Source organism: Brasilonema sennae CENA114, assembly GCF_006968745.1.
Lineage (GTDB): Bacteria > Cyanobacteriota > Cyanobacteriia > Cyanobacteriales > Nostocaceae > Brasilonema > Brasilonema sennae.
Window position 1 is genome coordinate 3,364,053 of record NZ_CP030118.1, and the last position, 19,535, is coordinate 3,383,587.

The 19,535-nt window shown below is 42.1% G+C and carries 17 protein-coding genes, 1 tRNA gene and 1 riboswitch; of the genes, 10 read left to right on the forward strand and 8 right to left on the reverse strand.

Annotated features, from left to right (window positions below; translation table 11 throughout):
• Nucleotides 1–52: 52 nt before the first annotated feature.
• The 3 genes from DP114_RS14265 to DP114_RS14275 all read left to right on the forward strand — a co-directional run bounded on the left by DP114_RS14265 (nt 53) and on the right by DP114_RS14275 (nt 1,978).
• Nucleotides 53–490, forward strand: coding sequence for a hypothetical protein (locus tag DP114_RS14265; protein WP_169267849.1), 438 nt, complete (start codon nt 53–55; stop codon nt 488–490).
• A 441-nt stretch (nt 491–931) separates the two neighbouring features.
• Nucleotides 932–1,084 (forward strand): hypothetical protein, encoded by a 153-nt coding sequence (locus DP114_RS14270; protein ID WP_169267848.1) that lies wholly within the window; start codon nt 932–934, stop codon nt 1,082–1,084.
• A gap of 273 nt (nt 1,085–1,357) precedes the next feature.
• Nucleotides 1,358–1,978: a hypothetical protein gene (locus tag DP114_RS14275; protein ID WP_169267847.1), complete on the forward strand. Its 621-nt coding sequence runs from the start codon at nt 1,358–1,360 to the stop codon at nt 1,976–1,978.
• A 69-nt stretch (nt 1,979–2,047) separates the two neighbouring features.
• On the opposite strand, the gene DP114_RS14280 is transcribed toward DP114_RS14275, so the two are convergent.
• The 4 genes from DP114_RS14280 to DP114_RS14295 form a co-directional block, all read right to left on the reverse strand.
• Nucleotides 2,048–2,245, reverse strand: coding sequence for a hypothetical protein (locus tag DP114_RS14280; protein WP_211178682.1), 198 nt, complete (start codon nt 2,243–2,245; stop codon nt 2,048–2,050).
• 210 nt (nt 2,246–2,455) lie between these two features.
• On the reverse strand, nt 2,456–2,602 hold the full coding sequence (locus DP114_RS14285) for a DUF2281 domain-containing protein (RefSeq protein WP_171976406.1): 147 nt from the start codon (nt 2,600–2,602) through the stop codon (nt 2,456–2,458).
• 26 nt (nt 2,603–2,628) lie between these two features.
• A complete protein-coding gene (locus tag DP114_RS14290; RefSeq protein WP_171976407.1) occupies nt 2,629–2,835 on the reverse strand; it encodes a type II toxin-antitoxin system HicB family antitoxin in 207 nt (68 codons plus the stop codon).
• 11 nt (nt 2,836–2,846) lie between these two features.
• Nucleotides 2,847–2,996: a type II toxin-antitoxin system HicA family toxin gene (locus DP114_RS14295; protein WP_216669999.1), complete on the reverse strand. Its 150-nt coding sequence runs from the start codon at nt 2,994–2,996 to the stop codon at nt 2,847–2,849.
• A 370-nt stretch (nt 2,997–3,366) separates the two neighbouring features.
• Nucleotides 3,367–3,462, forward strand: a riboswitch (TPP riboswitch).
• A 7-nt stretch (nt 3,463–3,469) separates the two neighbouring features.
• Here DP114_RS14295 and thiC point away from each other — a divergent pair.
• Entirely contained in the window at nt 3,470–4,849 is a 1,380-nt protein-coding gene (gene thiC / locus DP114_RS14300; protein WP_171976408.1) for a phosphomethylpyrimidine synthase, read from the forward strand.
• Nucleotides 4,850–4,900: 51 nt separating this feature from the next.
• Here thiC and pyrE read toward each other — a convergent pair whose 3' ends face one another.
• Nucleotides 4,901–5,524, reverse strand: coding sequence for an orotate phosphoribosyltransferase (gene pyrE / locus DP114_RS14305; RefSeq protein WP_171976409.1), 624 nt, complete (start codon nt 5,522–5,524; stop codon nt 4,901–4,903).
• Between the two features lie 132 nt (nt 5,525–5,656).
• Nucleotides 5,657–5,729 (reverse strand) — tRNA-Ile (locus tag DP114_RS14310).
• Between the two features lie 188 nt (nt 5,730–5,917).
• On the opposite strand from DP114_RS14310, the gene DP114_RS14315 reads away from it, so the two are divergent.
• Entirely contained in the window at nt 5,918–6,622 is a 705-nt protein-coding gene (locus DP114_RS14315) for a hypothetical protein (RefSeq protein WP_169267842.1), read from the forward strand.
• 44 nt (nt 6,623–6,666) lie between these two features.
• Nucleotides 6,667–8,052, forward strand: a complete 1,386-nt coding sequence (locus DP114_RS14320) for a hemolysin family protein (RefSeq protein ID WP_171976410.1) — start codon at nt 6,667–6,669, stop codon at nt 8,050–8,052.
• A gap of 176 nt (nt 8,053–8,228) precedes the next feature.
• Here the strand turns inward: DP114_RS14320 and queC are convergent, their stop codons facing one another.
• Nucleotides 8,229–8,906: a 7-cyano-7-deazaguanine synthase QueC gene (queC, locus tag DP114_RS14325; protein WP_169268449.1), complete on the reverse strand. Its 678-nt coding sequence runs from the start codon at nt 8,904–8,906 to the stop codon at nt 8,229–8,231.
• 489 nt (nt 8,907–9,395) lie between these two features.
• On the opposite strand from queC, the gene DP114_RS14330 reads away from it, so the two are divergent.
• The 4 genes from DP114_RS14330 (at nt 9,396) to fcmC (ending at nt 13,516) form a co-directional block, all read left to right on the forward strand.
• Entirely contained in the window at nt 9,396–10,472 is a 1,077-nt protein-coding gene (locus DP114_RS14330) for a Gfo/Idh/MocA family protein (protein ID WP_171978195.1), read from the forward strand.
• Nucleotides 10,473–10,829: 357 nt separating this feature from the next.
• Nucleotides 10,830–11,444 (forward strand): DedA family protein, encoded by a 615-nt coding sequence (locus DP114_RS14335; RefSeq protein ID WP_169268454.1) that lies wholly within the window; start codon nt 10,830–10,832, stop codon nt 11,442–11,444.
• 378 nt (nt 11,445–11,822) lie between these two features.
• Entirely contained in the window at nt 11,823–12,968 is a 1,146-nt protein-coding gene (fcmB, locus tag DP114_RS14340) for a filament morphology actin-like protein FcmB (protein WP_169268451.1), read from the forward strand.
• A gap of 5 nt (nt 12,969–12,973) precedes the next feature.
• Nucleotides 12,974–13,516, forward strand: coding sequence for a filament morphology membrane protein FcmC (gene fcmC / locus DP114_RS14345; protein WP_171976411.1), 543 nt, complete (start codon nt 12,974–12,976; stop codon nt 13,514–13,516).
• 172 nt (nt 13,517–13,688) lie between these two features.
• Here fcmC and DP114_RS14350 read toward each other — a convergent pair whose 3' ends face one another.
• Nucleotides 13,689–19,517: a translocation/assembly module TamB domain-containing protein gene (locus DP114_RS14350; protein ID WP_171976412.1), complete on the reverse strand. Its 5,829-nt coding sequence runs from the start codon at nt 19,515–19,517 to the stop codon at nt 13,689–13,691.
• Nucleotides 19,518–19,535 lie beyond the last annotated feature (18 nt).

Genomic DNA, 19,535 nt, shown 5'->3' on the forward strand with positions numbered 1-19,535 from the left:
ACCCTAACCTCAAAATCTACACGAATTTAAATTTAAGAGGAGTTTCCATATTGTGAAAACCCAAAAAATCTTCAAAATATTAGTTGTATCAGCAATACTATCTGGCTCGTTGAGTTTTGCTACTGATAAACCAGTACAAGCTTGTAATACAGGGTTGAGTCGTTTAGATCCGACTTGTCCTGGACGACCTTTGGGACGTCCGAAGGAAGGAGGAAATCAGTCGCAAGTTGGCAGGGATATGACACCTCCACAGGTGAAAATAGCTGGCAGTCTGACCCAACAAGGATATAGATGTTACCAACTTAAAGAGTACCCCCATAACGGATGTCCCGTTCCTGCGGGTATGAATTCTGCTGCGTTTCCCATAACAGGTATTTCCTATTTTGCTTTAGGTGGTGCGAAAGAGTGGAGTTGGTCATGTTTGAACGGTGGAGGGCAACTCTGGGGAAGATCGGATGGACGGTTATTATGCCAATCTAATATGCGTTGATTGAGATAGCAGTTTGGTTCGTACTTAACGTCTGGAAAAATACAAATACTTTTCGCAAGTTTTAGGAGGATGAACTTTATAAAGGTCAGAATCTATTTGTGGGCGAGTTTTAACAAAGACTTACTGTAAATGGGGAACAAATGGTGCTGGATGCACTAACATTACAGAAACTTACGATACCAAATTTGTGAATTGTGAAATTTTTAGTACTGAAAAGCGAAACTTCACTTTCAATTTGCATAATTAAAGATATGTAATAAATTCGCGAACGAAGTATCAGACAATTAAAGCTTACATGAGATAAGCCAGACCAGATTCATCATTTTTAATTTGGGTGCGATCGCACTTTCAAAGGCACGATGATTTTATGCGATTGCGCTTTCCATGACCCGATAATTTAGTGCGATAAGCAAAGCTTATCGCACTTTCTAGGACACGATAATGATGTACGAGCGTAAATTAGTTTGTACTCGTAGTGGTTTTCCTAGGTGTAGTCACTTTCCTGATGAAGGATTTGGAGGTTGGCAGATGCAGGATGTACGAACTGATGTGAGCGAGCAAACTGCTGTTCAGGCTTGTCGCAATGCTCAGTAGATAATTTGTAGGTTATTAGAGCGATCGCACTTTCGATGACTCGATTATTTTGGGCGATCGCATGTTTTTGATTCGATACAGTAGTGCGATCACTCTTACTTTAAACATAACTAGTGATCGCACTCTCGATAACACGATTATTTTAGGCGATCGCCTATTTATATCCATATCACTAAGAGTGCGATCACGCTTTTCAATACATGATATTTAGTGCGATCGCTTGAAAGTCAAGCTTGATGCCTAAGATTTACTAGAGACTGAATGCCTCGAAATATGAGAAAACTTGATTGGATAGTTTGTGCTGTAACAATTTTAAGCTTAGGTGCTGTCGTTGCAACTCCAATTCAGAATATTTATGCTCAAGAAATCCCCAAAGCCCAGTGTAGAGAATCCTCCTGGAATGGTAAAGTTGCTTGTGGATATAACTGCGTAGAGTCCTCTTGGAATGGTAAAGTTGCTTGTGCTGAGTGGTCTGGTGGAGCTTGTAAAGTATCTTCTTGGAATGGTGAAATTACCTGTAGAACTCTAGCACCTTCTGATTGGCTGTCACGCTATGCAAACAACTCTAATTCTAATAACCCTAATTCTGGTATTTATGGTGCTTGGGCTCTACAGAATGGTAGATGGAATGGTATTTTACGGATGCAAGGTAACTCTGGAAGAATGATATTAGCTAACAATACAGGAGCAGCAGTAGAACAAATAATGATCCTTAAAGTAAACCCTCAAGGTGGATATATTCTTGATGGAGAAGTTTTATCGTGGTATGTGCGTGGAGGATACAATGCTGATATTTTTTACATTCAGCAGTTTTCTAAAGATTCAATAACTGTGAGGAATTGCGACGAGAATAGTAAATGTAATTCTGTAAGTTTAGTTTATTTAGGAAAGTGACTTTAAAGACCGATTAAAAATATTATTGTCACTTACTTAACCATAAACGCGATCGCACTTTCCACCGCATTAAATTTGTCGATAGTTACCTGCTTTAAAATCTCCTATGGCTTCTTGAGCTAATTCTTCTAACTTACCATTAGCAATATCTTCTTTTAACTGTTTATTCCAACGCTGATAATCGAAATCTAAAAACCATTTCATCAATTTTTGAAACTCATCAGGCGGGAGTGTCAGGATGGCGGCTTCAAGTTGTTCCAGTGTCATGATCAATGAATCTACTTCATGACTAGATTCTATAGTAAACCTTAGTTTTGCTGTCTAAAAGCAGTTTTCGATAATCTGTCTATGTCAAAAATATACCAAATTAAAGCGTGTGTATCTGCAACTACTGATGTCATCAAACGGTATCCCTTGGAAAATTCCCCCACATTTCTTGCCGCGCTTGAGCAATATCTTCTTCTGTAATATCTACTTTTAAATCAGCACATAACCTCTAACGCTACGTAAGGGAGTTTTCGGAATATTATTTTGATACAAAAAATAGGCAAAATTCAATAACTCTTGCTGCTTATCTACAGGTAGCTGGCGCAATTTTTCTAAGACTGCTTGCTCAATATTCATGTATTCATCTCCACTTCAATTCCTAATTATGCCTCGACGTATTGACAAAGGGTTGTTGGTTCGGGAATTGGTAAACCTTCCTCACCTAATCCTTCTAAATGAAAAGCAATAGCTTCTTTTATTTGTTCCTCAGTTTCTTCTATCGTTAAACCTGTAGCCACACATCCAGGTAAGTCAGGAAGATAAGCAGAATAATTATTAGTAGCTTTCTCAATTACTATTGCGTAACGCATCCATTTTCTTCCTAATTGTCTGTATCTTCTTGATGTTCTTGGTTTTCGATTTTTTCAGTTGAACTTTTGAATTGAGCTTGTTTCAAAATACTGTTTAATGTACCAGGTGCTAAATCATCAGATAATTTTCCAGGAACCGTAACTAAACCTGATTTTGTCATGTTTGTATTGACCTTTTTTGAATTCAAAGTTCAAAGTATGGCACTTCGTGCCACGCTGCGCTATCAAAGTTCAAAAATAATAACTCTTTTTTGAATTGATTAATCCTTCGTGTCAAAGCCCCCACCATAATCTTTGATTTGGTGGTCAACAATAGCGTCGAGAGTGCAAGATCCCACTAATTGTCTTTAATTTTGAATTTTGAATTTTGAATTTTGAATTTGAGCGAAGCGAGTGACGATGACCCCTTGTTCTTGCTAAATACCAGCCATCATTTTCTATCATTTTAATTATTTATTTGACTTTCATTATAAAAATGCTACAAATTTTTAACTTCCTTGCTCCGACTTATAACGAAAATGCTAAGATGATTTCTTATGCTAGGGGTGCCTGTATATCAGGCTGAGATTACACTCTTAACACCTGAATCCGGGTAATACCGGCGGAGGGAAGCTGTTTATCGAGGAAATCAAATATGCGGACTGAATGGGTTGCCAAGCGGCGTGGGCAGAGCAATGTCACTCAAATGCATTATGCACGTCAGGGTGTCATCACACAAGAAATGCATTATGTCGCGCAGCGGGAAAACCTCCCCGTGGATCTCGTCAAAGACGAAGTCGCACGGGGACGGATGATTATCCCTGCTAACATTAACCACACGAACTTGGAACCAATGTGTATTGGTATAGCCTCCAAGTGTAAGGTTAATGCCAATATCGGTGCTTCTCCCAACTCTTCCAATCTTGACGAAGAAGTCGCAAAGCTGAATTTAGCGGTGAAGTATGGGGCTGATACCGTAATGGATTTGTCCACTGGTGGCGGAAACTTGGATGAAATTCGCACTGCGATTATAAAAGCTTCACCAGTACCAATTGGGACAGTACCAGTTTACCAAGCTTTAGAAAGCGTCCACGGCAATATTGAAAAGCTGACACCAGATGATTTTCTGCATGTGATTGAGAAACACGCCGAGCAAGGTGTCGATTACATGACTATCCACGCTGGGATTTTGATTGAGCATTTGCCTTTAGTCAGAAGTCGCCTCACTGGCATTGTGTCTCGCGGCGGAGGTATTTTGGCAAGATGGATGCTGGCTCATCACAAGCAAAATCCACTCTATACCCACTTGCGCGACATCATTGAAATCTTTAAGAAATATGACGTCTCCTTCAGTTTTGGTGATTCCCTGCGTCCTGGTTGTACCCATGATGCTTCTGATGATGCACAATTAGCGGAACTCAAAACTCTCGGACAACTAACTCGTAAAGCTTGGGAAGATGACGTACAGGTCATGGTAGAAGGTCCTGGACACGTTCCAATGGATCAAATTGAGTTCAACGTCAAAAAGCAGATGGAAGAGTGTTCTGAAGCCCCTTTCTACGTGCTGGGACCATTGGTGACGGACATCGCCCCCGGCTACGACCACATCACCTCAGCAATTGGAGCAGCAATGGCTGGTTGGTACGGTACTGCAATGTTGTGCTATGTCACACCAAAAGAACACTTGGGCTTGCCCAATCCTGAAGATGTCAGGAATGGTTTGATTGCTTATAAAATAGCAGCTCATGCCGCAGATATAGCCAGACACCGCCCAGGTGCAAGAGATAGAGACGATGAACTGTCTCGCGCCCGTTACAACTTCGACTGGAACCGTCAGTTTGAATTATCACTCGATCCGGAAAGAGCGAAGGAGTACCACGACGAAACTCTGCCAGCAGACATTTACAAAACTGCTGAGTTTTGTTCAATGTGTGGTCCCAAGTTCTGCCCCATGCAAACCAAAGTTGATGCTGATGCACTCACAGAACTTGAGAAGTTCTTAGCAAAGGATAAGGTGACGGTAACCCAAAGTTAGGAATTAGGAATGGTTAGCTGGTAGCAGAAAATTAACTACTACCAACTACCACTAACTATTTATAAACTGCCGATATCGCTCTTGAATGTCCTTAATCGTATACACCGCCTTAAACTGCAAGCCTGCTTGTTGGTAGAATTCGGCTCCTCCTTGCTGACGGTCTACTAATGAAATGACTTCATTCACGGTATAACCTGCCTCTCTAAGTCGGTCAACGGCTTTCATTGCAGATTGTCCAGTTGTAACCACATCTTCCAAAACTACTACTTTTGCCCCTTCTGGCAAACTGGGACCTTCAATATATGCCCTTGTTCCATGTCCCTTGGCTTCCTTACGAATAATTAATGCTGGTATTGGTCGATTTTCATATGCAGAAACCACACTGACAGCGCTGACAATCGGATCTGCTCCTAATGTTAAACCAGCAACTGCTTGAGTCTCTAATGGCAGCATAGATAGCAGAATACGACCAATTGCCAAAGCGCCTTGGGGGTGAAGTGTTACTTGCTTGCCGTTGATATAGTAAGAACTCCGCTGTCCTGAGGAGAGGACAAAATCACCTTCTTTATATGCCAGTTGACAAAGTAAATCGAGTAAGTATTGGCTAACGGTTACTAAATCAGTAGTAGTTGCGCTGATATTGGGTTGGGCATAAGTTTCGGCTTGATATGTCATCACAATAGGCTCCACTGCATTGCGCTCATAATGAGAAAAATATACTTCTGAGACATCGTAGCAATAAGTGCTGAGTCCTGAGTGATTTTTCCCTTACGGGAAATGCAAAGGGTTTTTGCTGACTATTTTAAATCCAGGGTGCAGGAGTTGAACCTGCCTAGCGCGAATTATGAGTTCGCTGCCTCAACCGCTCGGCCAACCCTGGTCGAGTTTAGATCATAGCACAAGTCAATAGAATTTGACAATGCTAATATAATATACCAGATTTTCATACCATATAGTTTGACGTGGCAGTAGTGGAGACTAATATTGATTAAGCTCCTCTATAAATTGAAGTAAATAACTTCGATACTTTTAAATAGACCAGCATTCTTTTGCAATGACTTGTTGGCAATGAAACTAAATTCTACGGTACTTCTGACTTTGATTTTGCTAGTTCTGATGTTGGGGGCTGGTTCTGTAAGTGCATTTTGGGGATTTACTTTAGGAAGTGCAGCACTCAAAGGTGTTACAGCACCTGATGCTCGTCCTACCAGCAAATTTTCCAGCGCTAAATCAGCTAAGGAGCAACACGCAGGGGTTGCTTTTCTCAAGGAGAATGAAATCCTGAAAATTGTCAAATCGCGAATTGAGGGCAAAACTAAAGCTGCCAAATCTAGAAAAAAAGGTGATGATGATGAGCAGGTAAATACCAGCAAGCTCAAGAAAGATGAAAAATCAACGCCCGCCGCTGAACAAGAAAAGCCTCAGGAAGGATTTCCCATTAACGCCCAAAGCGAAGGTGTTAACCTTTCCGTACAATCAGCTCGCTTTTCTGGTGGTGCTTTGCTTTTAAAAGTACAAATGCAGAACAAAGGCAAAGATTCTGTACGCTTCCTGTATAGTTTTTTGGATGTATCAGATGATAAAGGACGAACCTTAAGTGCAAGCACAGAAGGTTTACCTTCTGAATTGCCAGTAAATGGACCTTCTGTTTCTGGTACGGTCAGCATTCCCGCACCTTTACTTGATAATGTCAAGCGTATTTCACTCGCCCTGACAGATTATCCGGCTCAAAGATTACGCCTAGAAGTATCAAATATTCCCGTAGAAAGATAAATATTAGTGGTGAGTAGCATAACTAACCATTAAGAAAAATATTCATGGGGCATCAGTATTATACGGCTTCAACAGTGAGTGCTTTTCTTAGCTTAAGTTGGACAGACGTGGGGCTGCGATTGTTATCAGTGCTACTGCTGATTACTATCAATGCCTTTTTTGTAACAGCAGAATTTTCTATGGTGACAGTCCGGCGATCGCGCATCCATCAACTGGTGGAGGCTGGCGATATTCAGGCGATCGCTGTTGAAGTTTTGCAACACAGTATTGACCGATTGTTATCGACAACTCAATTAGGTATAACTCTCTCTAGTTTGGCACTAGGCTGGATTGGAGAAAGCACGATAGTTGTGCTTGTAAAATTATGGCTACTATCTTTACCTCTACCTAAAGGAATGAGTACAGTCATAGCTCATTCTCTATCAATTCCAATTGCCTTTTTTTTCATAGCTTATTTGCAAATAGTTTTAGGAGAATTGTGTCCCAAATCAGTATCTATACTCTATTCAGAACAACTGGCAAAATTTTTGGGTCCTTCGATCAGAGCAACTGTCAGATTTTTTAGCCCTTTTATCTGGATTCTTAACCAATCAACTCGTTGGCTATTGCGACTTTTTGGTATTGAATACACAGGTAAAAGTTGGAAGCCGCCAGTGACACCTGAAGAATTACAACTCATTATTTCCACAGAACGCGAATCTAGTGGATTACAAGCACAAGAACGACAACTACTCAAAAACGTCTTTGAGTTTGGGGACGAGACAGTACAAGCAGTCATGGTTCCTCGCACCAGCGTTATCGCTTTGCCAAAAATCGCTACTTTTGCGACTTTTCTACAGGAAGTAATAGCTACAGGTTACTCTTGCTACCCTATTATTGGAGAATCCTTGGATGATATTCGCGGCATAGTTTACTTCAAAGACTTGGCAAAACCTTTAGCTTTAAGAAAGATAACTTTAGAAACACAAATTCAGCCCTGGATACGTCCTGCAAGATTTGTCCCAGAACATACTCCCTTAAAGGAACTCTTGCCAACCATGCAGCGAGAGGAACCAACTATGGTCATGGTAGTAGATGAATTTGGTGCAACTGTGGGATTGGTTACGATCCAAGACATTATTGCTCAAATCATCGGTAATCCAGGCGAACCAGACACGACTAACGATTTGCTTATCAAGATTTTAGACGAGCAAACTTTTCTTGTGCAGGCTCAAACAAATCTAGAAGACCTGAATGAGGTTTTGCATCTCGATTTGCCCTTGAGAAAAGAATACCAAACTTTAGGAGGGTTTTTACTCTACCAGTTACAGAAAGTTCCCACCCTTAGCGAAACCTTTCGCTATGAAAATCTAGAATTTACCGTCACCTCAGTCACTGGACCACGCTTACATCAGATTCAGGTGCGACGGTTGCAGGAGTCAACAAACTAGGGGTGTAAGGGTGTAGGGGTGTAGGGGTATAGGGGAAATGCATTTATATTCTCAACAAACTAGGGGTATTGGGGTATTGGGAAAATGCATTTATATTCTCATCCCCCTTACACCCTTACAACGCCAGGTGCTTCAAGTCGGGAAACCCGCCCAACGCACTGGCTCCCCTTACACCCCTACTTCGCATAAGCCAATGGATCTTTCAATCCCAGTTCTGCAAAAGCTGCAAGACGCAAACGGCAAGAATCACAGACACCACAAGCAACATCGCCTCCTTGATAACAAGACCATGTGAGTTCCCAAGGAACACCCAATTTATTCCCGAGTTGAATAATTTCAGTTTTTTTTAGCTGAATTAAGGGTGTATTGATGTAAATGCTTTGCCCTTCGCGTCCTTGTTTTGTTCCTAAACGAAACACTTCCTGCATGGCTTGGATGTAGTCAGGACGACAATCAGGATATCCAGAATAATCTAGAGCGTTAACACCGATGTAAACACACTGAGCAGAAATGGTTTCAGCATAACCAAGGGCAAAACTTAAAAAGATCGTGTTGCGAGCTGGAACATAGGTAACCGGAATACTTTGAGACATTTCCTCTATGTCACGCTTATAGGGCAATTCTATAGCATCATCCGTAAGAGCAGAACCTCCCCATTGTCTTAAATCAAACTTTACCAATTGCTGGTCTACCACGCCTGCTTTTTCAGCAATTGCCAAAGCTGAGTCTAACTCTCGTCGATGTCGCTGTTGGTAATCAAAAGAAATGGTATGGCAGTTATAACCATCAGCGATCGCTTGGTATAAAACTGTAGAAGAGTCTAAACCACCAGATAATAAAATGACAGCTTTCATAATCAACTTGCTATACGTGTAGAAACCCAGTACTTGTGTCTTTCGGACACGCTACAAAGAACAGGTCGCAGAGGAAGCACAATCCGGAACTTTTAAGTTCAGTCTCAAATCTACTAATAATGATTGTGTCAGGCAATTGAGCCACACCCGTAACTAAAAATTAGGGGCTACCACCGTCCTGCTTTATTGTAGATTTATCTTTCGGTAATCATTTTTTTGTGAAACAAAGAGCACTTGACTAACGTCCTAGTTATTTTCAAAAGCTAATAAAAAAAGTGATTATAGTTTTTGTACTTTACAAAAAAAGCATCAATTTAAACACTTCTTATAAAAGCGAGTCATATGGCGGGAACTCACAAGAAACTTTGAAATTCTTCATAAACAGAACCTCTATGTTACCATCTGGATGGTTTTAGACGCATAGTGATTGGTAGCTGAGTGTCAAGTTCAAGGACTATAACGTCTCTAAGTGTGGTGGTTGAGGAGAGAATAACAGTGCAGAATAGAAGTATGTCAGTGGGAGAACAAAATGGTCAAGTACAGCGCAATTATCCACGACCGATCCGCATAGGCGTGATCGGCGTGGGTAATATGGGACAGCATCACGTCCGAGTACTGAGTTCAATGAAGGACGTTGAACTTGTTGGTGTAGCAGATATAAATGTTGAACGAGGATTAGAAACAGCCAGCAAGTACAAGGTACGCTTTTTTGAAGATTATTGCGATCTCCTGCCACATGTACAGGCAGTTTGTATTGCTGTACCTACGCGTTTGCATTACGCCGTTGGAATCAACTGTCTTTTGGCGGGAATTAATGTTCTGATTGAAAAGCCAATCGCAGCCAGTATATCTGAAGCCGAATCACTCGTAAACGCTGCCGCCGATTCTCAATGTATTCTACAAGTAGGTCATATAGAGCGGTTCAGCCCAGCATTTCAAGAATTGAGCAAGGTGTTGAAAACTGAGGAAGTGCTGGCGCTAGAGGCACATCGTACAAGTCCATATTCAAGTCGGGCAAACGATGTCTCAGTTGTTTTGGATTTAATGATTCATGACATCGACCTCCTTTTGGAATTAGCCGCAGCACCTATAGTAAAGTTAACAGCTAGTGGTAATCGTACATTAGACTCTGGTTATTTAGATTACGTAACTGCTACTTTAGGGTTTGCCAATGGTATTGTTGCTACTGTGACTGCCAGTAAAGTGACTCACTGCAAAATCCGCCGCATTGTTGCTCATTGTAAAAACTCCTTCACTGAGGCAGATTTTCTTAGAAATGAAATTTTGGTTCATCGACACACTAACGATTATCGGCAAGCACTTTACAGACAGGATGGCGTGATTGAAAGAGTTTCTACAAGCAACACTGACAAATTAGGAGCAGAGTTAGAGCATTTTGTCAACTGCGTACGTGGGGGAAATCAACCTTCAGTTGGTGGTGAACAAGCACTCAAAGCCTTAAGATTGGCAAGCTTAATTGAGCAGATGGCGTTAGAAGACCGTGTTTGGAACCCATTAGATTGGCAATCTGAACCAAAAGTGCAATCTTTGACACCCACTGTTTAACGGAACAAAAGACAGTTAACAGCAGGGTACATCAATGTATAGAAAGGGAATGGGGGATCGGTTGTAGGGGGGCGAGACAATAGAATCTCGTTATCATCCACAACCTGTAACCTATACCCTTTTTTATTTATGGAAAGTGTATTTTTTAACAAAATTAGCTAAAAAGTATTTAGATTACGACTTACGCAAAAACTCTTTCAAACTCGTATTTCTTTGTGTCCTTTGTGGTGCATCCTAGGTATACGCCGAGATACATTTTTCGCTTATTCCTGCGTAAGTCCTGTAAAGAAAGCAAGTTTGATGTAGTAACAACAAATGACTACAAAACTTCTGTCACAACTTCACCGAATACACTTTATGCTTGAATGGATAACCAATACTATTAACTCTCTGGGCTACTGGGGAATTGCTCTGTTGATGTTTGTCGAAAATCTCTTTCCCCCAATTCCTTCGGAACTCATTATGCCATTGGCCGGCTTTACAGCAAGGGCAACTCCAGAAAAACTTAATGTCTTTGGCGTCTTTTTTGCAGGATTGCTGGGTTCGGTATTTGGTGCACTTATCTGGTACTATCCTGGTAGATTATTCGGGGAAAAGCGTTTACAAGCTTGGGCAGATAGATACGGTAAGTGGCTAACTATATCAAGTAAAGATATTACCAAGGCAAAGAACTGGTTCGACCAGCAAGGTGGCAAAGCAGTTTGTATTGGTCGCCTTGTACCCGGAGTGCGCACCTTAATTTCTGTACCCGCAGGCATGAGTCATATGCCGCTGCTACCATTTTTAATCTACTCAACTTTAGGTAGCGCTGTTTGGGTTGGTTTGCTAACATTCTCAGGATATGCCTTGGGTAGTCAATATGAACTTGTGGACAAGTATCTGGCTCCTGTTTCTAAAATTGTGGCTGTAGTTCTGATCCTGGGATTTGTCGTCTGGGTGATGAAGCGTAAGCGAAAAAACAGGAGAAAGTAACAATTCTTGTTTCTAACTTGCGTTGGAAAAATAAGTAAGTAGATAGTTTTAATTAAATATAAAATTTAGCGTTGGCCAAAAAACCCGAATTGGTAATAAAGCAGGGAACTTTCCTGCTTCCACTAACGCTATCGAGGAATTCATTACGGCTATTTACTTACTCTTTAGTATAAAAGCAATTTTTTGCAACTCTGCTTGTTAGTTTTGCCATTCTATGATATCTAGTGAAACTTACGTGCCATGTTTATCGCTCAACAACTAAGTGATTGTTTTTATATTGCTTGCTACAGTTGACGCAACAGATGTTTTCTGGTACACCCATTTCTGTAAGATGAGCATGATAACTTGTGAGAGCTAAGTTAAGTACTAGGAGCTTTTATGACAGACCAACCTTCCGCTGCCACTCCGATGAATGCCGCTGCTATTCCAATGAATAGAGTTTCAGCCGCAACGCCGATAAATGCTGCTCCCCCTCAACCAATTGCTGGTGTACCGGGGAAAAAGATTCTCAGTATTGATTTAGGTAGAACTTCTACAAAGACTTGTATTAGCCGCGAGTCTAATAATGTGACGTTCGTCTCCGCCAACGTGAAAGAGATGTCAATGGAACAAGTGCGTGGAGGTGTTTTTGAAGCCCGCGCGACTGATCCTTTGATGGACCTGTGGTTGGAATATCAAGGCAATGGGTACGCTGTTGGTCAATTGGCAGCAGATTTTGGAGCTAACTTAGGAGTGGGTCAATCTAAAGTCGAATCCGCACTGATCAAAGTCTTGGCTTGCGCTGGCTACTTTAAGCTCAAAGATGAGATCTCTGTGGTACTCGGTCTGCCTTACCTTTCTCAAGAACAATTTGAGAAGGAAAAAGCACAGCTCATCAGCCAACTCAGTGGTCCTCATGTGATGAATTTTCGCGGAGAAAGCGTACCATTGAATATCAACAAGGTTTGGGTCATGCCAGAAGGCTATGGCAGCTTACTATGGTGTGAGGCTCAACCAAAGAAAGGTACAGCAATGCCCGACTTTACCAAAGTCTCTGTAGCCATTGTTGATATTGGACATCAAACCACCGATTGTTTGATGATTGATAATTTCCGCTTTGCCCGAGGTGCGTCAAAGAGTGAAGACTTCGGTATGAGCAAATTTTATGAACTGGTTGCTGCTGAAATTGAGGGCGCAGACAGCCAGTCTCTATCTTTAATTGCTGCAGTCAACCGAATCAAAGGCGATCGCTTCTACCGTCCCAGAGGTGCAAGCAAGCCTACCAATTTAGATGACTTTCTCCCCAATTTGATAGAAATGTTTTCTCGCGAAATCTGTAACCGCGTGCTAGCATGGCTACCAGAGCGCGTTACCGATGTAATTCTCACCGGAGGAGGTGGAGAATTCTTCTGGGAAGATGTTCAACGCTTGCTCAAAGAAGCAAAAATTAATGCCCATTTAGCTTCGCCGTCTCGGCAAGCAAACGCTTTAGGGCAATATATTTATGGAGAGGCACAGTTATCCAACGCTCGCGCTAGAACTTAACACTGATGTTCCAATGGTCAAAAAAAGTAGTGAAATCCGTTACGTTTGAGCCAGGGGTGGCTGATGAAAGCTTGTTAGCTCTTGTGGAAAGTCATTTGGAGAAAGATCCCCAAAAAACTTTCAGCGACCTCTGTAAAGAAGCCTTATGGCAATCTTTGTGCGTACCGGAATCTGTACGACCAGCCCCGAAACCAGCAGCAGCAGCAGCAACACAAGGGGTGGAACAAAAAATTCTGGAACAAAAAATTCTGGAACAAAAAATTGCTGCACTGCAAAGTCAGATAGCTAACCTTGAGGAACGTTTTTTTGCCAAGGAAGCGAATCGGTTGGAAATGCTGGAACAGCAGCTCATACAACTGAGCCAACAAGTGGCTCAATTGGCTATTATGCTGAACAATGTTTCAACCACTTCCCCTCCAACCCCTCAACAGGTCTCAGCCATAGAAGTTATCAATTATACTTCTAGTCCTAATCATGCTGCTGCTACTCCTTCTCAAGAAGTTGATCCAGTTATCAGCCGTATTAGCCAGTTTCTGGATGATTTCTAAGGACATTTCAGGCTGTTAATGTGTTTGACTGGTATAAAACCTCCTTAATGAGAATTCTCTTAAGGAGGTTTTATATTTATGAATTTTTATTGTTTTGTATTAACCACTTATATGTGGACTGAAATTCCTACTTAATCGTAAGTGATTAGCCGGACATGATATTACTCAATAACTAAAACCTCTTGTGATACTCAACAACTGCCCGATTATCATCTAAGAAATTGGTAGTTGCACGCAGACGAAGGGAATTATTCAGTCGATAATTAACACCCCATTGGAAAGGATCGTTTGTTGTCAAAATCTTGAGGCTAGAAATAGAGATCCTACGATTCAAGTCTACCCCAGCCTCCGCTGCCAACTCCAAACTTGAACTCGTCCTACCTGTTTGTACACTATCAGAAAGAATAGTTGGGAATAAACGCAGTTCACTTAAACCCAGTGCAGTACCAATTTGATTTAGAGGTTCTTGAAGATTGTTCAGTACAGCCGATCCTGCTATATTAATAAGTCCCAAAGTAGCATCGTTGTTGCTCCCTTCTTGATTATTTACATATCCACCCCCAAGCAGGGCAACAATTTCTGTTTCGGTGCGTGCAGGACTGCTTGTCAATTCTACACTTTGATCGAGTTTACTTGCAGGGCCTTGTACCCTAGCTTCGACACGAATATTTTCTAAAGCTGCCAACCCTGTAATATTTGGTTTATTGAAGTCAGTATTTTGAAGAACGTCGAGTACTTTGGCAAATAGTTGGATGTCTAAGTTGGGGTCACGAGGTTGATTTGCCCGAAAAATAGCTTTATGCTTATACCCATTAACAAGGTTAAATCGAGTCGTAAATAAATTGACGCTTCCTCCCTTTAGCCGAATAGTTCCTTCTGGTATTGGTTCGCCAAATGAACCGTTGACGGTTAGGGAACCAGTTGCACGGAAACTAAGAATAGGTGGACGGGTAATTTCTACGTTTTTGCCTAAGTTTAACTTTAAATCCTGAAACTTAGTGGTTGTATTGCTAACTTTCGGACTCTCTTTAGGAGTTTCTTGCTTTGCCGCCTTTAAAGGTGAGACATTCGTATCATTGCTATTTTCAGGGGTAGTTGGATTTTTAGATTCTGCAAGTGATACCTGACCATTATCTAACTGCAATTGACCACCAACCATTGGGTTAAGCGCAGAACCAGTCAAGAGCAAGTTACCACTGACATCTCCCTTGTAAAGTTCCTTAATATTCAAAGCTAATTGATTAAGGGTCACATTGAGAGGATTATTTATTTTTGTTCCTTGGTTGGCGACAGGAATTTCCCCTTGTGCCTCAACACTACCTTGGTTATTATACTTACCTCGAAGATTTTGCACGATGATGCGGTCTAAATCAAACTGCACTTTTCCTGTAATATCTGTCAACTTTCCTGGTAACGATTGAGATGAAAAGGTAGCATTATTAACAGTGGCAAGTCCATCTATGATCGGCTGTTGCCTTGTACCCCGTACCATCAGGTTTATTTCTCCCTCACCTTTTTCAAAGGCTACCTGGTTGGTTAACAGGTTTAACACTGCCAATCCTTCATTTTGCACTTTCATCTCCAGACTAATATTATCCTTGTCTGGTTTTACGGTAGCAAAAGGTAACTGATATGGTATACTACCGGCAATCTTAACAGGTTCTGAACCAGAAACCACAACGTGACTGCCAAAGTCCAAGCGACCATTGGCATAGTTGAAACTCGCAATTGCTGAGTCTACTGCCTTTTGATTCAGAGTCCCTTGTGCGATTTGCAATTCTCCCCTTGCCTGTGGATTTTGAATGCTCCCTGCTAACGCTGCTGTGCCGTTAAGATTACCAGTTATACCAACTGGCATTTTGACAAAATTATTCAGCACTTGTACGGGGAAGTTGATCACTCGCAATTGACCAGATTGTTCACTACCGCCAATGTTACCTGTTAAGGCGATCAGCCGGTTCCCAGACTCAATTCGCAAAGGTAAAAATCTGAGAACACCGTTTTCAAATCTGCCTTGAGCAATCACTTGGTCTGCTTTATACAACTGCTCTAGTTTATCTCCCCGGCCCCAAACAAAGTTTTGACCGTTTAAATTAAAGCTGACATCCAGTCCGTTCGCAGCAGCAGTATCTATGGAGACTTCACCATTGAAAGTTCCTTTTAAATCTTCTAAATCTGGTATGCGAGAAGCATCGCGACGCTGTTGTTTGTGTTGTGCGAACTGGGATTCAATTTCAGCAAAGCGGTTAAGTTGGGTTAACAAAGGCTGATTATTTGCAAGCCCGACTGACTGAATAGAACTCAAATCCGCTGCTTTGCCATAGTTTGGTTCAGACAAACCGCGTTGGACATCTTGGAATTCGTATATCTGTAGCGCACTCAAGATATCTTGCACCTCACCCTGAGTCACGTTAAGTTTACCTTTGATTTGCGGACCTTTGGGAGTTTGGGTGAAAGTCCCAGCCATGGCGTAACGACTAAGACCTTTGACAAATTCACCATTTGTGATGGTAGCTTGACCATCACCATAACTGAACTGTGCATTCAGGCGATCGCCTTTTATCCTACCAACTTGAGGCTTCTCAATAGCAACATCCCCCTGTGTCGCGAATGTCTTTTGATTAACTTGAAAATCCCCAGTCAAAACTCCTGCAATTGTACCTTTACCAAGATGACTGTTAGCAGGCGGGGTAAGATTTAATATCGCTAAGGGGAAATTGTCTACTTTCACTGCCAAATTATCCCCTTGACTTTGACCGCTGGCTAATGAATCTTGCCACCGCACTAAGAAAGAGTTGGGGCGATTGTTTGCATCTGTGTTCACAGTAATGCGATCGCGTTTACCTGTGACATCTAAATTTAAACCCTGTCCCTGTCCCGACTGAATATTCCCAGTTAAAACCGACTCAAAAGGCAATTGATTCACCACCAAGTCGCGTAACCTGAGTTCTCCTTGTATATTTGGTGCTGGTAGTGTGCCGTTGATTCTCCCACCAAAATCGGCTTTACCGGTTAAGCCTACACTCTTGGATAAGGGTATTGGCAACTTTTGCAGATTCAAATTTTGTGCCTGAACGTTCAAATTGAATTCAGTAATTTCTGCTATACGTTCCCCACTAGATTTGGCTAAAATGTAACCATTAGCATTCAAATCCGGGGAAGTGGCTCGCTCAATGTTCAGCTTTTGTCCATCCCAACCAACAGCTGCTGTGAGTGGTTGCTCAATACCACCAAGACCTTGAGAAAACTGTACCTGACCAGAGGCACGCACGTTAGATATCTTGAAAGCTCCCACGGTGCCTGCGACTTGCAGCTTACCACCGAACTGCCCCCGCAGCTGCTGCGACAACCGTTTTAATTCCACACCAGAAGCATCAACCACAGCCTGATAGCGACCATCTGCCACTTGAATACTGGAAGCAGTCACAGTGCCATTTGCGACATTTAGTCGCGCCTGACCTGTCGCTTTTATCGCTTGTGGCTGAGACGAATTAATGAGACCAGCAACATTGAATTGACCACTTAAATTACCGTTCAACTGCGGTGATACTTGTGTCAAACGCTGCAATGGTACGTTATTTGCTTGAAGTTGCATTTGATAACGACCGTTAGCAAGTTCAATGTTAGAGGCGCTGACTGTGTTACTTCCAAAATTCACACGTGCTTGTCCTGTCGCTGTCACAGCTTCTGGTTTGAAAGATTCAACTGAACCAGCAACGTTGAACTGTCCGGTTAATTTTCCCTGAAATTGTGATGGTGATTGTGCTAACTGTTTCAAATCAACGTCATTAGCGTTAAGTTGTGCTTTGTACAAACCCTCTGCCACTTGGATTTTAGAAGCTGTAATTGCGCCACCCGCAACTAATAGCCGTCCTTCGCCCGTCGCATGCAATGTTTTGAGGTTGAAAGCGTTTGTGTTTCCTGAAACTTGGAACTTACCCGCTAATGGTCCTTGTAAACTTGGAGGCGCTTGTTTTAGTAAGCGTCCCAACTGTACACCATTTGCAATTAATTGAGCAGAAAAGCTTTCCTCACCAAATTGAATGTTAGAAATGGCAACTGTGCCACCTGCAAGTTGAACTTTTGTGTTATCTGTGGTGCGAATCGTGGCAACTTTGAATGGGGCTGAGGTTCCTGATAAGATCAGACGACCGTTGAACCGTGCGTCATCAACAGAGACGTTTTGTACTTGGCTGGGGTTGACAAAACGCTGCACTTGTAGTTGTGAGGTATCGGCGATCGCCTCCCAACGCTGATTAGCCCAATTGCCAGCAATTTGCACTTTACCACCAGCAACATTAAGATCAACATTCCGGAAAGAAACAGATTTGTCTGGGGCGATGATAGTTTCTCCGCTTCCGGGGTAGGTTGCTTGGGGTGCTTGCCATTGTACTGTTGTCTGAACCTTGTTATCACTGCCAATCATCTGGGCTGTACCTGAGACAGTACCAATTTGAAATGCAGGTTTTGCGTCATAAACAGAGGCTATCGCATCTCCCGGAACGTTCTTTGCTGTGACGTTAAAGTTGATTTGAGGAATTTTGTTAACAAATTGAACTTTACCAGCGCCTGTGATTTCACCACCGACTGCGGCTTTACCCTGAATATTTTTAAAAGTTATGACAGAAGCAACAGGAGAAAACTCAAACTGTGTGCTGACAGTATTAAAATCGACTTTATCAATTTTTGCTGTTTTGATGGTAGCGACTGTGCCAGAGAGAATTGGATTGGTAGTTGGTCCAACAAGCTGTAAGTTTGCCTTAACTTCCCCAATTGTCGGTACTGGCAATTTTACCTTGAGAGTTTCGCGGGCATCTGCTACATTCACCGAATTCACACGTGCAACCAGGTTGTAGCCTGCTTTTCGGTCAATGGTACCGCTACTTACCAAGGGGATTTTGCCATAACCCGCAGAGACATTCTCTAACTGCATTTCGGTTTTTTCAAACCGCAGGTGACCTTGAGAATTCGTAAATGGTTGTGGCATTCGGGGAACTTGAAGTTGAACCCCTTGCAAAGTAGCATTACCGAAAATGAGCGGGTTTTGCTGTTTTTGTTTGAGTTGAATGTTGAGAATTTTCAGATCACCCTCAACTCGACCTGCTTGAAATTGTATGGGTAACTTAACGATGCGAGAAATCTCAGTAGCAAGCAAGTTTTGCCCACGCAGGGACTCTAAATTAATTTCTTGTGTCTTTGGACGAAGGTCTCCCTGTATGGAAACGTTACCACCATTATTTGATTCTCCACCCAAATCAAATTTTATTAGTTTGTAGTTTTCTAATAGCTCTGCAGTTCCGTTGATTTGTGAGAATGCTACGGAGGAGGGAGGGAGTGTTACCGTTTGCGCAGCACCTCCTGCGGGGCTAGGGAGCCGTAGGCTGGGAGAGAGGGAAGGAGGGAGAGCTTCTTTACCTTTCTCACTGTTGTTTTCTCTGGTTTGTTGTACCCCAAGTTCCTCTACTTTCCTCTCCTGCGGTACCAAGATCAGCTTGGCATTGCGAAATCGCAGTTTGTCTAAATTTGTTTTAATCGGTCCTTTTTGAGGTGAGGGGATTATTTTTGTGGTTAGCCAGCGCCCTTGTTGATCTTGTTTAATGTAAACATCTGGGTTGACTAAGGTGACGTCTAGGTTGAGCTTTCGCTTAAACAACAACTGTAATGGATCAAAACCTACCTCCACACCCTCGACTGTAACTTTATCTGGATCTATAGATGTTGCTGGGATGGCTGAAGCTCCAAATTTCACTCCTGTAAGCGATAGTTGCTTGACCTGTCCCAGTTCTACTGGACGGTTCAGTGTAGTGGTAAGATTGCTTTGCGCCAGTGGCACTAATTCTTTATGAATCAAATTCCACAGTCGCCAAGTACTGCCGAGAATTCCAATAAACAAAATTCCGCCCAAGGCAATGCCACTACGATTTAAAATCAGCAGCCATTGATACTTTTTATAAAAATGGAGGGATTGGGAGTGATCATCTGGATTAAAAGCTTTGGTCATGTCGTCTCTCACTACTGA